Genomic DNA, 18,802 nt, shown 5'->3' on the forward strand with positions numbered 1-18,802 from the left:
CTTTATCTGCATCTGCGACCAGGCCACTACCTGGAACACTGACACTCCAGGTGCCATTCGCTGCATTCACCGTAGCGGTATAACTTACTCCATTAACAACAACAGTTACTACTGTAGTCGCTGCATCAGCAGGTACACCGGTTAATGTTCCTGTCAAGGTAACATTGCCTGTAGATTCTGCTGCATTCAGCACGTTGTCCGCAGTCACTGCGTTGATGTTAAATTTTACACCATCTGTATTAGGCGGCGTGCTATCTATACTATTGCCTCTGCCACCTCCATCACCCCCACCACTTGCCGCTGCAGCAATCCCACCAATAGCAAGAACAGGTAATGCCCATAACCATGGACTAAAACCACTCGCCGCAGCACCGCCTGCATAAAGTAAAGGGTCCACAGCCTGAATTGGCTGTAATGCTGCTGCTTCAACAGGTGCTGCAGCTGCTGCTGGTACAACAGCAGGCGTTTCTTCTAAATAAACAGCCCCTTCATGATCATCATCAGAATCGGCATCCGCATCCGCATCTGCATCTGCGTCTGCATCACTTTCCGCATCTTTAAAATGTGCCCATACTAATTGATTATCTTCACCTTGAAGCACCAAACTATTATCTGCTACTTCACCATTATTGAAGAAATCCTTAATAATAATTGTTTCGCCATTTTTTAATACTACAACCGCATTTACACCATCTCTCTTAACAACTGAAATATCATTTGCAGAGACCTTAATTAATACAACTGAAGGTTCAGAAGGCAATGTGACTGTTTTTCCCGTTATATTTACAAGGGTTTGGTGACTTTCCTTGGAAATAATTTGTATTTGAGACATGGTTATATTCCTCATTATAAATTATAAATATTTAATCAATTCTTAATTACATTATTAACTTAAGTTTAAATTATTGTTTCTAAGTGATAGACTTCACAGCACCACTTTAATGCAAACAAAATAAATGTTAAATAGCGCACAAAACAAAAATATAAAAACACATTGAAATATTTTTTAAAAAACTAAACAAGATAATGATTTAAAAGGATAAAAAAAATAAAAAACGATTTATTATATTTTTTAATTTACATTTTTAAACAAATGAAAATAAAGAAAGATAAATTCCCAAAAGGCATTTAAACAAAACTTAATAAAATTTTAAATTAATTTTAAAAGAAAAATTACAACAAAAATAACACTCAAATAAAATTAAACAATATTATTAATTTTACAAAACAAAAAAGCCTTTATTTTATAAAGGCTTTTTTAAAAGTTTAAAATATAAGGTTAAAAATTATCAGGATTTTCCAATCGTTTCACCTCTTCTCTCTTATTCGGATGATGCATTGTTGCAACACCATCTTCTGTCTTCTGATCCAATAAAATCTCTGGATTATAAATCGTGATAGTTTCTCTACCTAAAGCATCTTCACCTACAATGTATTTAAAGCCACGGCGGTTCATCTTATTGCACATACGCTGATACCAACCTTTCAAACCGTCTTTTTGTTCACTTGGATTATAGTAAAATGCATTCATCACAGCTGGCAGGCCAAGACCACAGACTACCCCCGACAGCAATACGCTAATAAAGGTATAACCAATCAAGATGCTACTATATTGGCTTAATTCAGGAATATTCGCGACAGCAAGAATCAGCGCCAGTGAAATCCCGCCACGAACTCCCCCCCAAGATAAAATTGCTAAACTGCCGTTATAGCTTTTTTTGCGGAAAGATGGAAACAGGGCAAAAGCGGCAAAATTTGCAGCAAACCGAGATAGGTGCAGAATAATAAAAGCAATGATCCCACCAATAATCAGGTTCGCACTCAAATCAAGAATAAACAACTCCAAGCCAATCAAGGTGAATAAGAATGAATTAATGATCCCCTCAACCGTATGCCAAAAGTGATTGACCTCACGGATTTCGCGCTGTTCACGAATTTCTTGCCATTTATTCCCAACGATAAGTCCGCCAATAACACAGGCAATAGGGGCAGAGGCATGTGCAAATAAAGCCACGAGATATGATCCACTGGCAAGTAAGGCAGTGGTTAAAATCAGAGATTCCATCTCATGTTTACCACGGAGTAAACGTAAGATCGCGAAACCAAATGCAAAACCGATAATTACAGCAACAAAGATTTCATATAATAATGTTTCAACTGTTGCCAATAGTGAAAAATGCTCACCTTGTAAAACTTTTAATAACGTCATAAATAAGGCAATACACATTGCATCATTAAATAATGATTCTCCTTCCAGTTTTACAATAAGATGATGAGGTGCCCGAATAGAACTCAATACCCCTTTAACGCCGATTGGATCCGTTGCCCCCAATGCCGCACCTAATAATAGCAACACACCGATGGGTACGGGATAGCCAACCAGCCATTGGAATAAATATAGCAATCCTGCATAAAATCCGGCACATAGAACCAATGCAATCGTAGCTAAGATACTAATTGGCTTCCAATGATTTCTTAAGTCTGAAATTTTAAACTTCAAGGCAGAAGAGGTTAGAATAAAGCAAATGACACCATTAATAAGAAAATCATAAAAATCAATATTTCTTACAGCTGCTTCAATATTCTGAATATTAATGGTAATAAATTGATTACCATTAAGTAGGCTTGCACCCCACTGTAAAATAAAGACAAAAATAGCGGAAACAATGGGAACACCAATAGCTTGAGGAAAACCCAAGATCCTTTTATTAAAAATTGTAGTGGCAATGGATAAAGCAAAAATCACAGTTAATGCTTGTAAAAGAAAATAATTACCCATACAACCTCTTTATTTATTTCGTTTTTAACACAAAGACTTTATTTAAACTTTATAATCCCGATCAACTATAAAATCTAAAAGCGTTTTTTTTGCAATTGAATAGAAAATGAAGGCCTATGCTGCAGTTTAAACATCTCATATTTTATTTTTTATTCAAAAATGATTTAGATGCAATAATAAACCAATCATCCTCAACTCAGCATAGACCTTGTTATTTTACGTTAATTATTCTTGTGATTCGTATATCTTCCGTATAAAAATCAAGGACAAATATCCATCAATCCTATTTAAAGGTATTACATTGATTGATATCTCCTGATTTCAAACCTGTTTGAAACCACTGCATTCGTTGTTCACTAGTACCGTGGGTAAAACTATCAGGAACGACCTGCCCTGTTGCACGACGTTGCAAATAATCATCTCCAATCTTCTCTGCTGCATCCATCGCTTCCTCAATGTCTCCCTGCTCTAAAAACTGGGTTCGTTTTTGGTTTTGATGTGCCCAAATTCCGGCAAAGCAATCCGCTTGTAGCTCTAGCCGAACAGAAAGTTGATTACCTTGGGCTTGATTCACCTGCGCACGTGCCTGTTGCACTTGTGTAGAAATACCCAATAAGTTCTGGATATGATGTCCCACTTCATGGGCAATCACATAGGCCTGCGCGAAATCTCCAGCCTGATCTTGACGAGAAAGCTCAGTTTGATTCTTCTCACCAGAAATCCCCATTTGCTGACGCATATCTTTAAAAAAAGAAGTATCGATATAAACTTTTTGGTCCGCAGGACAGTAGAAAGGCCCCATAGCAGATTGAGCTGTACCACAACCTGATCGAACCACACCACTAAACAGTACCAGCCGAGGCGGTTTATAAGTCATTCCAAGCTGTTTAAAAACAGGTGTCCAGGTATCTTCTGTATCTGCCAACACCGTGCCAACAAAATCACTGGCCTCTTTCTGCTCAGCAGTCAAGTTTTGTGGTGCACTGCCTTGCTGAGAAGATTGTGCATTGGTGACCGCCTGTGTAGCTTGATAGGCTTGTTGAGGATCGACCCCAAAAAACTTCCAGGCGACAAAAGCCACCACCAGACCAATAATACTAATCCCACCTGCTTTTGCACCGCCACCCCCGCGACGGTCTTCAACATTGGTACTGACTCGACGATCTCTCCAACGCATAGCTACCTCATATAATTCTGATGATGACAATCTAGGTTTAAGCGGATGCCTTCGGCCAAGCTTTCTGAAACAGATTAATAATCATCAAAACCACGATACCTGCAACTAAGCCAACACCCAAATTAATCAACATTGGTGTTACTGCACCAATAATTGAACCAATACTCGGGATTAACTCTAAATGATCAACCGTTTCTTCAGTAAAGTGATGTAATAAAGGTATGGTATGACTAATAATGCCTCCACCCACTAAAAACATTGCAACCGTTCCGACAATAGACAATATTTTCATTAAAATTGGAGCAAACGCCAGTAAACCTTGACCTATTTTATTTTTGAATTCAGAAGCTTGTTTGGTTAAATATAAACCTAAATCGTCAATTTTCACAATCATTGCAACCAGACCATACACCCCGATCGTCATTATGATTGCAATAATACTTAACACTGTCACTTTAGTCATAAATGCAGCTGTTGCAACCGTACCTAACGAAATCACCACAATTTCAGCCGAAAGAATAAAGTCTGTGCGAATTGCGCCCTTTACTTTTTCTTTTTCAAATTTGGCGAGATCCACCTCGATTTCCTGCAAATTTTGGCTTGCCGCTTCACTGGTGTTTGCCTTTTTATGTAGCAACATATGAATGACTTTCTCAGCACCTTCATAACATAGAAACAATCCACCAATCATTAACAATGGATTAATCAACCAAGGCGCAACCACACTAATTAGTAGGGCCAATGGAACTAGGATCAGTTTATTTACAAATGAACCTTTGGCGACGCTCCAGACTACAGGCAACTCCCGATCAGCACGGACACCACTCACCTGTTGAGCATTAAGCGCCAGATCATCGCCCAGTACCCCAGCCGTCTTCTTTGCTGCCATTTTACTCATCAGCGCTACATCATCTAATATTGTTGCAATATCATCTAATAATAGTAATAAACCACTCGCCATTTTTATTCCTTCGCTTTGTATTTATACGGCTATTGTAGAATTACATGGTGAAAGCACAATACGATTTTTAGAAAAAGTTAAAATAATCGCTGACGAAAAAAATTTATTTCTCGTACAATAATATCAATCTTATATCTATGAAATAACTGAATCTTGGAACGTAGCATGAGTAATATTGATCAACGTCCTATCATTTTGACAGGCGACCGTCCAACCGGACAACTTCATCTGGGACACTTTGTCGGTTCATTACGCTCTCGTGTAGGTCTACAAGACAGTCATCACCAACATCTGTTATTGGCTGATGCACAAGCAATGACAGACAATGCTGATAATCCAGATAAAGTGCGCAACAATATTCTTCAAGTAGCGCTCGACTATCTTGCTGTTGGGATTGATCCAACTAAAACCACCATTTGTGTGCAATCATGCTTACCTGCACTGAATGAATTGACCATGCTTTACCTCAACTATGTGACGGTGGCTCGCTTAGAACGTAACCCAACCATTAAATCTGAAATTCAAATGCGTGGTTTTGAACGTGATATTCCTGCTGGCTTCTTATGCTACCCAATTGCACAAGCCGCAGACATTACTGCATTTAAAGCCACTGTCGTACCTGTTGGGGAAGATCAAATTCCAATGATCGAGCAAACCAACGAAGTCGTACGTCGTGTCAATCGTCAAATTGGCCATGATCTCCTCCCAGAATGTAAAGCCCTGTTATCAAATATGGCACGTTTACCTGGTTTTGACGGTAAAGCCAAAATGTCGAAATCTTTGGGTAATACCATTGTGCTGAATGCTTCGGATAAAGACATTAAAAAAGCAGTTAATGCAATGTATACCGATCCAAACCATTTACGTATTGAAGACCCAGGTCAGGTTGAAGGCAATATCGTATTTACTTATCTCGATGCCTTCGATCCAAACAAAGAAGAAGTGGAAGAGTTAAAAGCACATTATCGTCGAGGCGGTCTAGGTGATGGTACCGTGAAAAAACGCTTAGAAGGCGTACTTAAAGAATTAATCACGCCGATTCGTGAACGTCGTGCGGAATTAGAAAAAGATCCTGATTACATCATGGATATTCTAAAACATGGTACCGACAAATGTCGTGATATTACTCAACAAACACTGGATGAAGTAAAAGCTGGATTAGGTTTGTTCAAATTTTAATTTACGTTACTTTTCTCATAAAAAGCCCATAATTGGGCTTTTTTTATTTTAACTCTTTGATTTAAGTTTAATTTTGGAACTCTACAAAAACCGTAAAACTAACAATTTTCGTCACTTATTAACATCAATTAACAGTAGTTAACATGAATACCTATGAACTTAGTCAGGTTTTTTAATAGTATGACCCTGTAGGTTAGCTAACACTAATCTCATGACATTTCTCCTTTCAACCGAAACTGTTTTAAACAGATTCGTTGTTCAACGCAATGACAACCCCAATCATTGCGTTTTTTTTCGTCTATAAGAAAATGAATGATTTAGATTGAAATTTAGACAAAATCTCTTTACTCTTATAACTGTTTTATTTTTATAAAAAATTTGTTAAATCGCTCTAAAAGAAATAAGAGTAATCGTGATGATCCTGGATCTCTTGACACATCCTTCTAATCTCGTTTTTAGCATTGCTTTGATGCTATGCCTATTTATCGGTATTCTTGAATTTATACTGCTATTATTTGGCGGGAGTTCCAGCTTTATAGAACAGTTCTTACCTGACAGTCTGACCGATGTTGATCATGCACATGTTTCCTTAGAACAGCCTGAAAATGTACTGACCCAACTTCTGGAATGGCTTTATCTAGGCAAAGTTCCCTTACTAATCTGGTTAATTATCTTTTTAACCGTTTATGCACTCACAGGTTTAATTATTCAGGATCTTTTTTTCCAATTCACTGAACAATATCTATCTGCCTGGATCATTGCACCCGCTTGCCTGTTCCTGTGTATGCCACTGGTCCGTTATAGCGCTGCGCTGATTGCCAAAATTATTCCAAAAGATGAAACCACAGCAATCCGAAGCGATGATTTAATTGGTAGAACAGCACATATCATTCTCGGGGAGGCAAAACCAAACTTCCCTGCACAAGCCAAAGTGAAAGATCAATTTGGCCAGACCCATTACGTCTTGGTTGAGCCTGAATTTGATCTAGTTTTTCATCCAGGCCAGGACGTTATTTTAACGCAAAGAACCAAAATTGGATTCCAAGCGATTGCAGCTTAATTTTATATCAATTACTACTACATGAGGGTGTTTACATGTTGAGTTCAGCATTGACTGAAATTTTAATTATTGCTGGTGTTATTTTTGCAGCACTTATTTTTATTGGCTTCATCATCGCACGTTTATATACCCGTTCGAGCAAGGAAGTCTCTTTTGTCCGTACAGGTTTTGGCGGTGAAAAGGTCATTTTAAATGGCGGTGCAATTGTTCTCCCCGTATTACATGAAATTATTCCAGTCAATATGAATACTTTACGTCTGGAAGTGAAACGTGCTGCAGACCAAGCTTTGATTACCCGTGATCGCATGCGTGTTGACGTCATGGCTGAGTTCTATGTTCGCGTTAAACCAATTGCCGAATCAATTGCAACCGCAGCCCAAACCTTGGGACGTAAAACCATGTCTCCACCCGAATTAAAAGATTTGGTTGAAGGTAAATTTGTCGACTCTCTCCGTGCCGTTGCGGCTGAAATGGCGATGGAAGAGCTACATGAAAAACGCGTCGACTTTGTTCAGAAAGTTCAACAAGTCGTGTCAGAGGATTTATCGAAGAACGGTTTAGAATTAGAAACGGTTTCTTTAACGGGTCTAGACCAAACCAGCTTTAAATTCTTTAATCCACAAAATGCCTTCGATGCCGAGGGTTTAACCAAACTGACCGAAACCATTGAAGATCGTCGTAAAAAGCGCAATGACATTGAACAGGATGCAGATTTGGCAATCCGCGCCAAGAACTTGGAAGCAGAACGTGCCCGTTTAGGGATTTCTCGCGAAGAGGAATATGCCAAACTAGAACAAGAGCGTGAAATCTCGATTCGTAAAGCGGAACAACTCGCTGAAATTGCATCACAAGAAGCAGGCAAAAAACGTGAAGCAGAAGAAGCACGTATTGCGGCAGAACGTGAAGTCGAAATTAAACGTATTGCCTCTGCACGTGATGTGGAAAACGAAAATATTCAAAAAGCGCAGTTGATTCAGAAAGCCCAGGTTGAGCAGAAGAAAACCATTGAACTGGCAGAACAAGATCGTGCCATTGCGATTGCTGAAAAATCTCGTGCTGAATCTGAGGCAAAAGCACATGCCGACAAAGCCCGTGCTGAAGCTGTGAAGGCAGAAGAAGAAGTGGTAACCGTCCGCGAAACACAACGCGCTGAGCGTCAAAAAGCAGTTGAACTGGTTGCTGCAAAGCAAACAGCGGAGAAAGAAGCGATTGCAATTACGGTTGCTGCTGATGCAGGTAAAAAAGCTGCTGCCGATGAAGCTGAAGCTGTGCGTATTGCAGCAGAAGCGGAAGCTGAAAAGATTCGTTTAAAAGCCAAAGGTGAAGCAGATGCAAAAATCTTATTTGCTCAAGCTTTAGAAAAACAATATCAAGTCGATGCTGAGGGTACCCGTGCAGTCAATGAAGCATCGAATGTACTTTCGGCCGAACAGGTTGAAATGCAAGTCCGTTTGGCCTTGTTAAAGCATTTACCAGAGATCATTCGTGAAAGCGTCAAACCAATGGAAAATATTGATGACATCAAGATTTTACAAGTCAATGGTTTAAATGGCTTTGCAGGTGGTTCTGCCGTTTCAGCTGAAAATACCGAACATGGCACAACGGCTTCATTATCCGATCAGGTTGTGAATAGTGCCCTACGCTACCGCTCACAAGCGCCATTGATTGATAGCTTAATGAATGAATTAGGCTTACAAGGTGGCGATATCAATGGTTTGACTCAAGGGTTAAAACCTAAAAGTGAAATCTAAGGTGTAGATTCAAAATCTTAGGGCTAAAGTACTTTAAATCATTTGAAAAATCGGTTGCCTTGCAGCCGATTTTTGATTTTTATAAAGCCAATCTGCACTTACGCTTTTATTCAAAAATTCACATGATGCTGTCATCATTCATTCACTTCGGCTTCTCATACTGCAAAATCTCCACCTCAGCAAATAAATGAGATGTCAATATGTCGCAGTTTATCCAAAGCCGTCGTCGTTTCTTGATTAATAGTGGGAAATTAGCGGTCGGCGTTGCATCCTTCTCAACACTGGCTGCCTGCGGCCTAAGTGACAACAAAGCTCCGGCAATTATTCTTCCAGAACATGCCAGACCTAAACTGCCTTCTGGGATTCAAATCGGTGATGTCCGCAATGGCAATGCAACCATTTGGGCACAAGCGGATCGAGCTGCGAAACTACGTGTAGAATATGACTTTACTGACCGTTTTAAACAACCTAAAGTTATATCAGGTCCAGTAGTAACCGCAGCCAGTGACTATACAGGACGAGTGAACCTGACAGGCTTGCCCAATGATCAGCATATTTTTTTGCGGGTTAGCTTTGAAGATGCGACCCAAAACAATGCCATCAGTGAACTCTATACCGGTAGCTTCCGCACAATGACAACAGCTACCTCCCCCATTCGTTTTGTGTGGGGTGGCGATGTTGCGGGACAAGGTTGGGGCATTAATCCCGATATTGGAGGTATGAGAATCTGGGAGACGATGCGCCTACGTCAGCCAGACTTTTTTATTCATAGTGGCGACACCATTTACGCGGATGGCCCAATTCAAAGTAGCGTGACTTTACAAGCAGGACAATCCTTAAAACCAGATGAGCAACGCATCTGGAAAAATATTGTCACAGAAGAAGTTAGTAAAGTCGCCGAAAGCCTGAAAGAATTCCGTGGTCGCTATCGTTATAATTTTATGGATGAAAACTTACGCAGATTCGCTGCCGAAGTCCCCCAAATTTGGCAATGGGATGACCATGAAATTACCAATAACTGGTCTTCAACGAAAGACCTCAGCAAAAATAATGCTTATACCGAAAAAGACATTCATACGCTGAGTTCTCGCGGTAAACAGGCGTTTTTAGAATACTCTCCTATGTCTTGGACAAGCGAGGCACTCAGCGATCAACGCATTTACCGTAAAATCAGTTATGGCCCATTACTCGATGTGTTTGTACTGGATATGCGCTCGTATCGTGGAGGCAATAGTACCAATTTGCAGACGACTTTAAATGCAGACTCCGCATTTCTAGGTGAAACACAAGTCAACTGGCTGGTAAATGAATTATCAAATTCAAAAGCCGTATGGAAAGTAATTGCAGCGGATATGCCCATCGGCTTAAATGTGCAAGATAATTTTGGCGTCGCTGACGGTATTGCTAAAACTTGGGAGGCAATTGCCAATGGCAACAATGGAGTGCCTCTTGGTCGTGAACTGGAAATTGCAGGCTTACTCCGTCGTATTAAAGCAGTAAAAAATATAGTCTGGCTGACTGCAGATGTTCATTATTGCGCCGCTCATTATTATGATAATACTCAAGCTCAATTTACTGATTTTTCGCCCTTCTGGGAGTTTGTCGCAGGGCCACTAAATGCGGGTACTTTTGGCCCCAATGAAATGGATGCGACGTTTGGTGGGCAAGTGATCTTTGAAAAAACCCCACCTGCGGGTAAAGCGAATCTCTCGCCTTTGGATGGTTACCAGTTCTTCGGTGAAGTGAATATTGATCCTCAAAGTAAAGCATTGAAAGTCGAGTTTTTTAATCTGGATGGTATTTCTCAATATACCCAAGAATTAACAGCTGTGTTGGGTTAAAAAAAAGTACTGTAAAACAAAATTGAATAACCCTACAACTCAATAAAAAACCCCAATGTTTCCATTGGGGTTTTTTAAAGATTAAAATCTAACGTATTACGCTAAACCTTTCTCTTTTAAAACTTGCAACATAGTAGAACCAAGCTCAGCTGGGCTACGTGTGTAAGCCATTCCCGCACGTTCAAATGCAGCGAATTTCTCTTCAGCAGTTCCTTGACCACCAGAAATGATCGCACCAGCGTGACCCATACGCTTGCCTTTAGGCGCAGTTACACCAGCGATGTAACCCACTACAGGCTTAGTCACGTTTGATTTGATGAATTCAGCAGCTTCTTCTTCCGCTGTACCACCGATCTCACCGATCATGATGATAGCATCAGTATCTGGATCGTCTTGGAACAATTGAAGCGCTTCGATTTGGTTCATACCTGGGATTGGGTCACCACCAATACCGATACAAGTAGACTGACCTAAACCAAGCTTAGTTGTTTGAGCAACAGCTTCATAAGTCAATGTACCTGAACGTGAGATGATACCAATACGACCTGGTTGGTGAATGTGGCCAGGCATAATACCAATCTTACATTCGCCTGGAGTGATCACGCCTGGGCAGTTAGGACCAACTAAACGAGTACCGTTACCGTTAGTTTCCAAGTAGCGTTTTGCTTTAAGCATGTCGATTGTTGGAACACCTTCAGTGATCACAACGATTAGGCCAACACCTGAATCAACCGCTTCAACGATTGAGTCTAAAACGAATGGAGCTGGTACATAAATTACAGATGCATCAGCATTTGTTTCACGTACCGCTTCTTTCATTGTGTTGAATACTGGTAGGTCAAGGTGAGTTGTACCACCTTTACCTGGAGTAACACCACCCACAACTTTTGTACCGTAGTCTAAAGCTTGTGCAGAGTGGAAAGTACCGTTTTTACCAGTAAAACCTTGTACCAATACTTTAGTGTCTTTATTAATTAATACGCTCATGATTGATACTCCTTACGCTTTAACTGCAGCTACAACTTTTTCTGCGGCATCAGATAAACCGTTCGCAGAAATTAATTTCAAACCTGATTCATCAAGTAATTTAGCACCTAACTCAGCGTTGTTACCTTCTAAACGAACAACAACTGGAACAGTTACGTTTACTTCTTGAACCGCTGCAATAATTGCTTCAGCAATCATGTCACAACGTACGATACCACCGAAGATGTTGATTAAAACACCTTGTACAGACGTATCAGCAAGGATGATTTTGAACGCTTCGATTACGCGCTCTTTCGTAGCACCGCCACCAACGTCAAGGAAGTTTGCAGGCTGACCACCATAAAGTTTGATGATGTCCATCGTTGCCATTGCAAGACCAGCACCATTCACCATACAACCGATGTTACCTTCTAAAGCAACATAGTTAAGATCAAATTCAGATGCTTTCAATTCACGCTCATTCTCTTGAGATTTGTCACGTAAAGCAGCAACTTTAGGTAAACGGTAAAGCGCGTTAGAGTCAATACCTACTTTCGCATCTACACATAAAATATCGCCATTTTCACGAACTGAAAGTGGGTTAATTTCAAATAATGCAAAGTCATTTTCAACAAATGCTTGGTAAGCAGCAGCCATAATTTTTACAAATTGACCTACTTGCTTGTCTTTCAAACCTAAAGCAAACGCAACTTCACGTGCTTGGAATGGTTGTAAGCCAACTAAAGGATCAACTTCAACTTTGATAATTTTTTCAGGCGTTTCTTCCGCAACTTTCTCGATTTCTACACCACCTTCGGTAGAAGCCATGAAAGTAATACGACGGCTAGAACGGTCTACAACCGCGCCTAAGTAAAGCTCACGCTCAACTGGGTAAACATCTTCAGCAACGATGATGCTGTTTACTGGCTGACCATTTGCATCTGTTTGATACGTTACAAGACGAGTACCAATGATGTTGTTAGCAAATTCAATGACATCTTCTTTAGATTTTGCAACTTTAACGCCGCCAGCCTTACCACGGCCACCAGCATGAACTTGCGCTTTCATTACTGCGAATTTACCACCAAGCTGTTCAAATGCAGCAACTGCTTCGTCTGCATTTGTTGCCAAGATACCTTCTTGTACTGGCATGCCATATTCTTTCAATAATGCTTTAGCTTGATACTCATGTAAGTTCATTTAGTTACCTACTATGTTGTTTGTGTGATACAGCCCAGATCTTCTTAAAATCAGACTGCTACATATTGAATAAATGATTGCCTGAACCAGACAATCATCATCATTCAAAAAAGTGTGGCGAACCACACCTTATGTCTTATTTACGCTTGCGTTGAATCGCGTGGATTGCACGACCGTCAACAGAAAGCGCTGCTTCATGTACAACTTCAGAGAAAGTTGGGTGACCGAAAGTCATCAATTGCAAGTCTTCAACAGAAGAAACGAATTCAAGCGCGATCATACCTTGGTGTACGATGTCAGATGCATTAGGACCCACAACGTGCATACCTAAAAGACGATCTGTTTTCGCATCAGCAACGAACTTCACAAAACCAGCAGTATCACCAGCAGCTAATGCACGACCATTCACCGCAAACGGGAATTGACCAGCTTTAACTTCATGACCTTTTTCAGCGGCTTGTTCTTCAGTTAAACCAACCCAAGCTGCTTCTGGATGCGTGTAGATAACGCTGATGATGGTGTCGTAGTTCACTTGAGCAGCGTGACCGTGGATACGCTCAACTGCCATTACGCCCTCTTCCATTGCTTTGTGTGCAAGCATTGGACCGCGTACCAAGTCACCAATCGCATAAACACCTTCAACAGATGTTTGGCACTGATCATTAACATCAACCAAACCACGTTCAGTGAGTTTAATGCCAGAATCTTCTGCCAATAAACCTTCTGCATAGGCTTTGCGGCCTACACAAACGATTAACTTGTCAAAAACTTGTTCTTTGTCTTCGCCAGCTTGGTTATATTTAACCGTTACTTCGCGACCATTGGTTTCAGCACCAGAAACTTTTGCACCGATACGGATATCTAAACCTTGTTTTTTCAAGATTTTTTGATATTCCTTCGCCAATGCTTTGTCTGCCATTGGTAAGAAAGCATCTAATGCTTCAAACACAACAACTTCTGAACCAAGACGACGCCATACTGAACCAAGCTCTAGACCGATAACACCTGCACCGATCACACCAAGACGCTTAGGAACTTCTGGGAATTTTAATGCGCCAGTAGAGTCAACAATCAAGTCTTCATCAACAGGAGCGACTGGAATATTTACAGGTACAGAACCAGTTGCAAGGATCACGTACTTCGGTTCTAAAACCTGTACATCACCTTCAAATGGTGTGAATTCTACTTTTTTACCTGCAAGTAATTTACCCGTACCTTGTAACCACTCGATACCATTACCTTTTAGTAATTGAGCGACACCGCCGGTCAATTGATCTACAACTTTGTCTTTACGTGCCAACAAAGTGTCTAAATCAAATTTAACTTCGCCCGTGGTGATGCCGTGTTCAGCAAGCTCGTGAACTGTAGCTTCATAACGGTGAGAAGAGTCAAGCAATGCTTTAGAAGGGATACAACCCACGTTTAAACAGGTACCACCTAAAGATGGCTTACCGTTGTGAATACGTTTTTCGATACAAGCGACTTTGAAACCAAGTTGAGCTGCACGAATTGCCGCTTCATAACCACCAGGTCCACCGCCAATGACAACAAGATCAAACTGTTGAGACATCTTTATCTCCAATGAATCTCCCCTATCTTCTTTTATCAGAGAAGAAATTTCACAAACCTTAAAACTGATCAAACTTGTGAAAGTCCCTCTTGTAATTCAAGAAGGACTTAGGGGGATTTTTAAATAAAAAATTATAGGTCAAGAATGAGTTTAGCTGGCTCTTCTAACAATTCTTTGATTGTTACCAAGAAACCTACCGCTTCTTTACCATCAATTAAACGGTGGTCATAAGAAAGCGCTAAGTACATCATTGGCAAGATTTCAACTTGACCATTGACCGCCATAGGACGCTCTTGGATTTTATGCATACCCAAAATTGCAGTTTGTGGCTGGTTTAAGATAGGAGTTGAAAGCAATGAACCGAAAGTACCGCCGTTCGTAATTGTGAACGTACCGCCAGTCATATCTTCGATGCCTAATTTACCGTCACGTGCTTTGAAAGCATAGTCACGGATACCGTTTTCAACTTCTGCATAGTTCATACGGTCAGTATCACGAAGTACTGGAACAACTAAACCACGGTCAGAAGAAACTGCTACACCGATGTCATAGAAACCGTGATAAACGATATCGTCGCCATCAATAGATGCGTTTACAGCTGGGTAGCGTTTTAACGCTTCAGTTGCAGCTTTAACGAAGAAAGACATAAAGCCTAAACGCGCACCATGACGTTTTTCGAAAGCATCTTTATATTGCTTACGCATTTCCATGATTGGCTTCATGTTAACTTCGTTGAACGTAGTTAACATTGCAGTTTGCTGTGTAGCTGCCAATAAACGCTCAGCAACACGCTTACGTAAACGTGTCATTGGAACACGTTTCTCGATACGCTCGCCTACAGCAACGCTTAATGGTTGAACTGATGCAGCTGGCTTATGGTTCGCAACATCTTCTTTGGTGATGCGACCACCACGGCCTGTACCTTGAACATCAGCAGCATTGATACCTGTTTCAGATAATGCTTTACGTACTGCAGGTGCTTGGTTTTGATCAACTGCTTGAGTTGACGCAGCAGCCGCAGGTGCAGACGCAGCAGGTGCAGCTTCTGCTGGGGCAGCAGCTTCAGGAGCAGCTGCAGAAACAGCACCAGCTTCGAATTGAGCAATCACTTCGTCAGAAAGAACGGTATCGCCTTCATCTTTGATGATTGCAACTAAGCTACCATCAGCTGGAGCAACCACTTCTAAAACAACTTTATCGGTTTCAATGTCACAGATCACTTCATCACGTGATACAGGTTCACCTACTTTCTTGTGCCAAGTTGCGATCGTACCGTCAGCAACTGACTCTGGAAATACCGGTGCTTTAATTTCGGTTGCCATTATTTAGAATCTCCTGATTGATCAACTTCAATCGCAAGTGCGTCATTGATAAGCTGAGCTTGTTGTTTTGCATGCAAGTATGGCGAGCCACAAGCAGGTGCGGCAGAAGCGTCACGACCAGCATAGCTAATACGGATTTGTTTACCAGATTTAAGAACGTCTTCATACAAACGAGGAACGATGAATAACCAAGCGCCTTGGTTCTTCGGCTCTTCTTGTGCCCAAACAAGTTCTTGAATGTTTGGATACTCAGCCATAACTTCAGCCAAGCGTTGCTCTGGGTATGGATACAATTGTTCGATACGCACGATGGCTACATGGTTTAAACCAAGTTCACGACGTTTTTCGAGTAAATCGTAATAAACCTTACCACCGCAAAGCACTAAGCGAGTTACGTCAGCTTTGTTGATTTGATCAATTTCATCGATCACTGTTTGGAATGAACCGTTTGCTAATTCATCTAAAGTTGAAGTCGCAAGTTTATGACGGAGTAATGATTTAGGTGACATTACGATCATCGGTTTACGGATCGGACGAACTGCCTGACGACGTAATGCATGGAAAATCTGTGCAGGCGTCGTTGGTGTCATCACTTGCATATTGTCTTCAGCACAGAGCTGCAAGAAACGCTCTAAACGTGCAGATGAATGCTCTGGACCTTGACCTTCATAACCGTGTGGCAACAACATGGTTAGACCACATACACGCTCCCACTTGGTTTCACCCGAAGCGATAAACTGGTCAATCACCACTTGCGCACAGTTTGCGAAGTCACCGAATTGTGCTTCCCAAACGATCAAGCTTTTCGGTAATGTAGTTGAATAACCATATTCAAATGCAAGCACAGCTTCTTCAGACAATAAAGAATCGTAAATCGCAGTACGCGGTTGATTCTCTTTAATATGGCAAAGCGGAATGTAAACAGAACCATCAACCTGGTTATGTAATTTGGCATGACGGTGTGAGAATGTACCACGACCCACGTCTTCACCCGTGATACGCACAAGGAAGCCATCATCAAGCAAAGATGCATAAGCTAAAGTTTCAGCAGCACCCCAGTTGAGTGGCATTTCACCTGTTTGCATTTTCACACGGTCATCAATCACTTTTTGAACTTGGCGTTGCAATACAAAACCTTCTGGTAATGTATTCATTTTCAAACCAAGCTCTTTCAAACGATCAATGCTGAACGTTGTATCCCAAATATCGGTGTATTCATGGCCCAAATAAGGTGTCCAATCGACGAACATCTTTTTATTTGGTTCACGTACCAAGGCATTGGCAACGTGGTTACCTGCTTCTAGATCAGAACGGTAGCCTTCAACCATCGCATCTGCGCTTGAGCGATCAAGTACTTTCTCTTGCACCAGTTGATCCGCATACAAGGTACGTGTCGTCGCTTTCTTGTTGATCACTTGATACATCAATGGTTGAGTTGCAGATGGTTCGTCTGCCTCGTTATGACCGCGACGACGGTAGCAGAACAAGTCTAGAATAACATCTTTACGGAATTCATGACGGAAGTCATGTGCAATTTGAGTCGCGAAAATAACAGCTTCAGGATCATCGCCATTGACATGGAAAATCGGCGACTGAATCATTTTTGCAACGTCAGTACAGTATTCTGTAGAACGTGTATCGCGTGGATCAGACGTCGTGAAGCCCACTTGGTTGTTGATCACGATATGAACGGTACCGCCCACTGTGTAACCACGTGTTTGTGACATCTGGAAGGTTTCTTGGTTTACACCTTGACCTGCAAATGCAGCATCACCATGCACGATAACAGGCAGTACATCATCACCACCAATGTCACGACGACGAACTTGACGTGCACGTACTGAACCTTCGACCACAGGGCCAACGATTTCAAGATGGGATGGGTTAAACGCCAATGCTAAGTGAACTTCGCCACCTGGAGTCATGACGTTTGAAGAGAAACCTTGGTGATACTTTACGTCACCAGAACCTTTTTTATGCAGGCTCTTACCTTCGAACTCACCAAAAAGATCCGCAGGGTTTTTACCCATAATGTTAACAAGAAGGTTGAGACGACCACGGTGTGGCATACCAATCACAACTTCTTTACAACCGACACTACCTGCACGTTGAATGATTTCGTTCATCATTGGAATAAAAGACTCACCGCCTTCTACACCGAAACGTTTCGCACCAACGAATTTGTTACCAAGATATTTCTCTAAGCCTTCTGCAGCAGTTAAACGCTCCAAGAAACCTTTTTTCTGATCATTAGTAAAATTGAATTTACCGCGAACACTTTCCAAACGCTGTTGAATCCAACGCTTTTCTTTAGTGTCAACGATGTGCATGTATTCTGCACCAATTGAACCACAGTAAGTTGCTTCCATGGCATCAACCATTTCAGACAATGTTGCTTCTGCTTTGCCAATTGCGAGATTGCCTGTATTGAATACAGTATCAAGATCAGATTTCGTTAAACCGTGAGCAGATAAATCGAGGTCAGGAACGTCTTCACGTTTCGCCAGACCTAATGGATCGAGTTTAGCTTTTTGATGACCACGGTTACGGTAAGCAGCGATAAGTTGTAAAACACCAATTTGACGACGCTCATGTTCTGTACTTACAGTGCTTTGTACAACAGGCTGAACTCGGCTTGCATTACGCCCCAAAAGGAGGAATTGCTCGCGCACACTGCCGTGTGGTTGATCACCTTTAGGGTATTTATCGAAATATTCACGCCAATCCTCTGACACTGAGGTTGGAGAAGTTAGGTACTGTTCGTATAGCTCTTCAATATACGCTGCACTATCAGCGGAAAGTTCAGTGTCAAGACGCAATGCGTCAGCAACTTCTTGCATTTTTGGACCCATTTCCTATTGCAAAAAATAATACAGGCTGCCTTTTAAGCACACCCATGATTCATAGTGTCAAATTGGTAAACACGACACTACTACTCAAGATCATCCAACCTTGAGACATTATTACTACACATCAGGAGTATTCCCTTTGATGTA

General features: G+C 41.2%; 13 protein-coding genes. 4 read left to right on the forward strand and 9 right to left on the reverse strand.

Annotated features, from left to right (window positions below; all coding sequences use genetic code 11):
- From Aba26S_RS21465 to Aba26S_RS15295, 4 genes are all read right to left on the reverse strand, one after another.
- Window positions 1-832: BapA prefix-like domain-containing protein (locus tag Aba26S_RS21465; RefSeq protein ID WP_043973185.1), on the reverse strand; the 832-nt coding region annotated here is incomplete at its 3' end.
- Between the two features lie 447 nt (window positions 833-1,279).
- On the reverse strand, window positions 1,280-2,779 hold the full coding sequence (locus tag Aba26S_RS15285; protein ID WP_005243755.1) for a sodium:proton antiporter: 1,500 nt from the start codon (window positions 2,777-2,779) through the stop codon (window positions 1,280-1,282).
- Window positions 2,780-3,062: 283 nt separating this feature from the next.
- On the reverse strand, window positions 3,063-3,956 hold the full coding sequence (locus tag Aba26S_RS15290; protein ID WP_005243757.1) for a neutral zinc metallopeptidase: 894 nt from the start codon (window positions 3,954-3,956) through the stop codon (window positions 3,063-3,065).
- A 37-nt stretch (window positions 3,957-3,993) separates the two neighbouring features.
- The gene (locus Aba26S_RS15295; protein ID WP_043973187.1) at window positions 3,994-4,917 is read right to left on the reverse strand and encodes a DUF808 domain-containing protein; all 924 of its coding nucleotides are present in this window, start codon (window positions 4,915-4,917) and stop codon (window positions 3,994-3,996) included.
- Between the two features lie 165 nt (window positions 4,918-5,082).
- On the opposite strand from Aba26S_RS15295, the gene trpS reads away from it, so the two are divergent.
- The 4 genes from trpS to Aba26S_RS15315 all read left to right on the forward strand — a co-directional run bounded on the left by trpS (window position 5,083) and on the right by Aba26S_RS15315 (window position 10,748).
- Entirely contained in the window at window positions 5,083-6,096 is a 1,014-nt protein-coding gene (gene trpS, locus Aba26S_RS15300; RefSeq protein WP_005243761.1) for a tryptophan--tRNA ligase, read from the forward strand.
- A 415-nt stretch (window positions 6,097-6,511) separates the two neighbouring features.
- On the forward strand, window positions 6,512-7,156 hold the full coding sequence (locus Aba26S_RS15305) for a YqiJ family protein (protein WP_043973189.1): 645 nt from the start codon (window positions 6,512-6,514) through the stop codon (window positions 7,154-7,156).
- A gap of 35 nt (window positions 7,157-7,191) precedes the next feature.
- A complete protein-coding gene (locus tag Aba26S_RS15310) occupies window positions 7,192-8,907 on the forward strand; it encodes a flotillin family protein (protein WP_005243772.1) in 1,716 nt (571 codons plus the stop codon).
- A gap of 200 nt (window positions 8,908-9,107) precedes the next feature.
- Window positions 9,108-10,748 carry an alkaline phosphatase gene (locus Aba26S_RS15315; RefSeq protein WP_043973190.1) on the forward strand — a complete coding sequence of 547 codons (1,641 nt, stop codon included), beginning with the start codon at window positions 9,108-9,110 and terminating at the stop codon, window positions 10,746-10,748.
- Window positions 10,749-10,844: 96 nt separating this feature from the next.
- On the opposite strand, the gene sucD is transcribed toward Aba26S_RS15315, so the two are convergent.
- The 5 genes from sucD to Aba26S_RS15340 all read right to left on the reverse strand — a co-directional run bounded on the left by sucD (window position 10,845) and on the right by Aba26S_RS15340 (window position 18,646).
- Entirely contained in the window at window positions 10,845-11,735 is an 891-nt protein-coding gene (sucD, locus tag Aba26S_RS15320; RefSeq protein WP_003655479.1) for a succinate--CoA ligase subunit alpha, read from the reverse strand.
- Between the two features lie 12 nt (window positions 11,736-11,747).
- Window positions 11,748-12,914, reverse strand: coding sequence for an ADP-forming succinate--CoA ligase subunit beta (gene sucC / locus Aba26S_RS15325; protein WP_005243777.1), 1,167 nt, complete (start codon window positions 12,912-12,914; stop codon window positions 11,748-11,750).
- A 136-nt stretch (window positions 12,915-13,050) separates the two neighbouring features.
- Window positions 13,051-14,484 carry a dihydrolipoyl dehydrogenase gene (lpdA, locus tag Aba26S_RS15330; RefSeq protein ID WP_004652192.1) on the reverse strand — a complete coding sequence of 478 codons (1,434 nt, stop codon included), beginning with the start codon at window positions 14,482-14,484 and terminating at the stop codon, window positions 13,051-13,053.
- A gap of 131 nt (window positions 14,485-14,615) precedes the next feature.
- Window positions 14,616-15,806: a 2-oxoglutarate dehydrogenase complex dihydrolipoyllysine-residue succinyltransferase gene (gene odhB / locus Aba26S_RS15335; protein ID WP_005243779.1), complete on the reverse strand. Its 1,191-nt coding sequence runs from the start codon at window positions 15,804-15,806 to the stop codon at window positions 14,616-14,618.
- A complete protein-coding gene (locus Aba26S_RS15340; RefSeq protein ID WP_043973207.1) occupies window positions 15,806-18,646 on the reverse strand; it encodes a 2-oxoglutarate dehydrogenase E1 component in 2,841 nt (946 codons plus the stop codon). The genes odhB and Aba26S_RS15340 overlap by 1 nt, the downstream gene beginning before the upstream one ends.
- Window positions 18,647-18,802 lie beyond the last annotated feature (156 nt).

Source organism: Acinetobacter sp. NBRC 110496, assembly GCF_000876115.1.
In the GTDB taxonomy this organism is placed as follows: domain Bacteria; phylum Pseudomonadota; class Gammaproteobacteria; order Pseudomonadales; family Moraxellaceae; genus Acinetobacter.

Coding starts and splice junctions, on each gene's coding strand:
- Aba26S_RS15285 (WP_005243755.1), bottom strand. CDS start 2,779: ATGGGTAATTATTTTCTTTTACAAGCATTAACTGTGATTTTTGCTTTA.
- Aba26S_RS15290 (WP_005243757.1), bottom strand. CDS start 3,956: ATGCGTTGGAGAGATCGTCGAGTCAGTACCAATGTTGAAGACCGTCGC.
- Aba26S_RS15295 (WP_043973187.1), bottom strand. CDS start 4,917: ATGGCGAGTGGTTTATTACTATTATTAGATGATATTGCAACAATATTA.
- trpS (WP_005243761.1), top strand. CDS start 5,083: ATGAGTAATATTGATCAACGTCCTATCATTTTGACAGGCGACCGTCCA.
- Aba26S_RS15305 (WP_043973189.1), top strand. CDS start 6,512: ATGATCCTGGATCTCTTGACACATCCTTCTAATCTCGTTTTTAGCATT.
- Aba26S_RS15310 (WP_005243772.1), top strand. CDS start 7,192: ATGTTGAGTTCAGCATTGACTGAAATTTTAATTATTGCTGGTGTTATT.
- Aba26S_RS15315 (WP_043973190.1), top strand. CDS start 9,108: ATGTCGCAGTTTATCCAAAGCCGTCGTCGTTTCTTGATTAATAGTGGG.
- sucD (WP_003655479.1), bottom strand. CDS start 11,735: ATGAGCGTATTAATTAATAAAGACACTAAAGTATTGGTACAAGGTTTT.
- sucC (WP_005243777.1), bottom strand. CDS start 12,914: ATGAACTTACATGAGTATCAAGCTAAAGCATTATTGAAAGAATATGGC.
- lpdA (WP_004652192.1), bottom strand. CDS start 14,484: ATGTCTCAACAGTTTGATCTTGTTGTCATTGGCGGTGGACCTGGTGGT.
- odhB (WP_005243779.1), bottom strand. CDS start 15,806: ATGGCAACCGAAATTAAAGCACCGGTATTTCCAGAGTCAGTTGCTGAC.
- Aba26S_RS15340 (WP_043973207.1), bottom strand. CDS start 18,646: ATGCAAGAAGTTGCTGACGCATTGCGTCTTGACACTGAACTTTCCGCT.